Below are 3,121 nucleotides of genomic sequence, written 5' to 3'. Positions count from 1 at the left end.
CTTGAGAAGTGCTGCTCGTCGGCGTCGCTGTCGGGCTTGGTGGACGTGGGGGGCGATGTGGGCGACGGGTGAGTGGCGCCGTTTGTGCCGTTGGTTGACGGCTTTGGTCCGCTGCCGTTGGTCGACGGGGCGGATGGTGTGAGGGGCTTCGACTGTCGTGACGTCGAGTGCGACTCTGAGGGGGCTGATGCGGGGTTCGGCTGGGCAGGGGTCTTCGTTGAGCTGGCTGCCGCTGCCGATTCTGCTGACTCTTCGGCTGAGCCTGAGCTTGGTGCCTTCTCGTTGCCTGCCGAGCCTGCGGTCTTCGCCGAGTCTGTTGCTTCCGCTGAGCTTGCCGGGTCCGTAAGGTCTGTTGAGTCCGCTGCGTTCGTCGAGTCCGCCGACCCTGCTGAGCCCGCCGATCCCGCTGCGTTCGCCGACTCCGCAGAACTCGCCGACTCCGCGGAGACCGCTGACTTCGCGGAGCTTGTCGAGTTCGCGGAGCCCGCCGAGGTCGCGGACTCCGTCGAATCCGCCGCGACCCCAGTCCCTGCGGCTGCGGTGGCTTCTTCGCGGCGGGTTTCGGCGTCGCGGGCGTGTTGGCGGCGGTGCTTGAGGAGGATTACGGCGACGATGGCGGCGAGGATTACGCCGAGGATGACGTAGCTGGCGACGGAGGTGTAGTGCTCTACGCGCTGCCAGGCGGAGCCGGCTAGGTAGCCGAGCATGGTGAAGGCGGTGGCCCAGGTGATGCCGCCGATGGCGTTCCAGAGGAGGAACGTGGGGTAGCGCATGCCGCTGGTGCCGCACAGGCCGGGGACTAGAGCGCGCAGGACGGAGACCCAGCGGCCGGCGAAGACGGCGCGGCCGCCTAGGCGGGTGATCATCTGCTTGCCTTGGACCACGTGCTCGGGCTTGACGAGGCGCTTGGGCAGGCGGCCGAGCAGGGAGTCGCCCCAGCGTTTGCCTACGGCGAAGCCGATCGAGTCGCCGATGATCGCGCCTAGTATGCCTGCGGCGAGGATTGCGCCTAGGGAGACGCGGTGCTCGTAGGCGAGGAAGCCGCCGACGACCACTGCCGTCTCGCCGGGGATCACGAAGCCGAGGAAGACCGAGGACTCCAGCGCCGGCAGCAGGAACACGAGCAGGATCGCGGACCAGCCGCTGAAGACCAGCAGGTGGTTGATGATGGTGTTCAGCATCCTGCTAGACCGTCCCTGTCCCCGTGTGCTCGTCCTCGTCGTCGCCGAGGTAGGCCAGCAGCGCCTCGTGCAGCAGGCCGTTCGAGCTCATGCCCGAGCCCGCCGCCGGGGACGGGTTGCCGTCGGTGGCGCTGAAGTGGCCGCCGGCCTCGGTGACGACGATCGCCGGGGCGGCCACGTCCCACAGCGACAGTTCGGGCTCGGCCGCGATGTCCACGGCGCCCTCGGCCACCAGCATGTGCGACCAGAAGTCACCATACGCCCTGGTACGCCAGCAGGCTCGGGAGAGTGCCAGGAAGCCGTCGAGCTTGCCGTACTCCTCCCACGAGATCACCGAGGAGTAGGCGAACGAGGCGTCCTTGAGCTCCGAGACCTGCGAGACCTGCAGCCTCGTGGCCCGGGACAGCGCCCGGCCGGTGTACGCGCCGGCCCCGAGCGAGGCCCACCAGCGGCGGCCGAGCGCGGGGGCGGAGACGACGCCCGCGACCGGCGCGCCGTCTTCCATCAGCGCGATCAGGGTGGCCCACACCGGCACCCCGCGCACGTAGTTCTTCGTGCCGTCGATCGGGTCGATGATCCAGCTGCGCCGCCCGTCCGCGCGCCCGGCGGCTGAGCCGTACTCCTCGCCGAGCATCGCGTCCCTGGGCCGGGAGCGGCCGAGGGCGCCGCGCAGCAGCTCCTCGACGGCCCGATCGGCGTCGCTGACCGGCGAGAGGTCAGGCTTGGTCTCCACTTTCAGGTCCAGCGCCTTGAACCGCTTCATGGTCAGTTCGTCGGCCTGGTCCGCCAGCACGTGGGCCAGTCTGAGGTCGTCGTCGTATGCCGTCACGCCACCAAAGTACCGTCAACGTGATGTGGCGAGCGTGCGCGTGACCGTCAATGGAATGTGGCGAGCGTGCACGTGGCCCGCGAGGGGCCCGCGAAGCGGCCGGGGCGGCGCGAGGACCGGCAGGCGGGGGCAAAGGTCGGCAGGTGCCGGGCCGTCGGTGAAGACGGCCCGGCACTCCGTGCTCTGTGGCGCCGCGGGTCAGCCGCCGGTGCCGGCTTGGACGGCCTCGACGTGCAGGGTGACGACGCTGCTCGAGGTGCAGGCGGTGGAGGTGTAGGGGATGTAGAGCTGGTTGCTGGTGTTCGGCGGGTAGACCATCAGATAGGTGGTCGGCGTCGGGTTGCAGGTGGCGGACGGGTAGTTGCCTGCGTCGCCGATCTGGAGCGTGGCGTACGCGTAGCCGCCGGGCTGGAGGGTGACGAGGGTCTTGGCCACGGCCGGGTTCTTGTCGGCGGGGGCGCCTACCTGGGTCAGGGTGACGCCGGTGCCGGGGCCGCCCTTGCCGAACGAGACGCCGGGGTAGCCGTAGAGGGTGCACGGGGCGTTGTTGAGGTTCTTGAACACGATGTTGACGTAGACCGAGCCCGCGGTGCCCTGCGACGCACCGACGGTGCCGTTGAGGTAGCGCACCAGGCAGGTGTTCGAGCCGGCGTTCGAGGTGCTGCCGCCGGTGCCCCCGGTCCCGCCGGTCGTCCCGCCGGTTCCGCCGCCGCTGCCGGTGGTCGAGCCGGTGCCGGAGGTGGTCGTCGCGCCGCCGCCGGTTGCGCCGCCCGTGCCCGTACCGGTGCTGCTGGTCTTGGCGACGACGGTGCCGGTTCCGGTCGAGGTTGTGCCGGGGGTGGACGCGCCGACGCACGCGGTGCACAGCGCCAGGGTGCCCACCAGCGCACCGAGGGCGGCCGCGGCCCGTCGGGCCTGGACGAAGCGGTCGAGGTTCATGGTCGGTTCCACTACTTCCCTTCTCGGACCTGCGTGGTCCCGGAACTGCGGATCACGGCGGCGACGCATCGTGCGACGCCCGTAACCAGAGAGTGCCCGACGCATGCACCGGTTGGCGGCTTTCCGCCTGGATCAGTTGCGATTCGATAAGGAGGGAGGGGTGGCGCGGGGG

At 70.2% G+C, this 3,121-nt stretch carries 3 protein-coding genes; all 3 read right to left on the bottom strand.

Features of this window, described 5'->3' with window-relative positions:
• A partial coding sequence (locus KDL01_RS40020) for a DedA family protein (RefSeq protein WP_212533946.1) occupies positions 1–1,181 on the bottom strand: 1,181 nt, incomplete at its 3' end.
• A gap of 4 nt (positions 1,182–1,185) precedes the next feature.
• Positions 1,186–2,010, bottom strand: a complete 825-nt coding sequence (gene hisN / locus KDL01_RS40015) for a histidinol-phosphatase (RefSeq protein WP_212533945.1) — start codon at positions 2,008–2,010, stop codon at positions 1,186–1,188.
• A 198-nt stretch (positions 2,011–2,208) separates the two neighbouring features.
• Positions 2,209–2,949: a DUF4232 domain-containing protein gene (locus tag KDL01_RS40010; RefSeq protein WP_212533944.1), complete on the bottom strand. Its 741-nt coding sequence runs from the start codon at positions 2,947–2,949 to the stop codon at positions 2,209–2,211.
• Positions 2,950–3,121 lie beyond the last annotated feature (172 nt).

The sequence above is a fragment of the Actinospica durhamensis genome, assembly GCF_018139695.1.
In the GTDB taxonomy this organism is placed as follows: Bacteria; Actinomycetota; Actinomycetes; order Streptomycetales; family Catenulisporaceae; genus Actinospica; species Actinospica durhamensis.
Note: the sequence above shows the minus strand (reverse complement) of the source record. Positions and strands in the feature narration are given on the sequence as shown.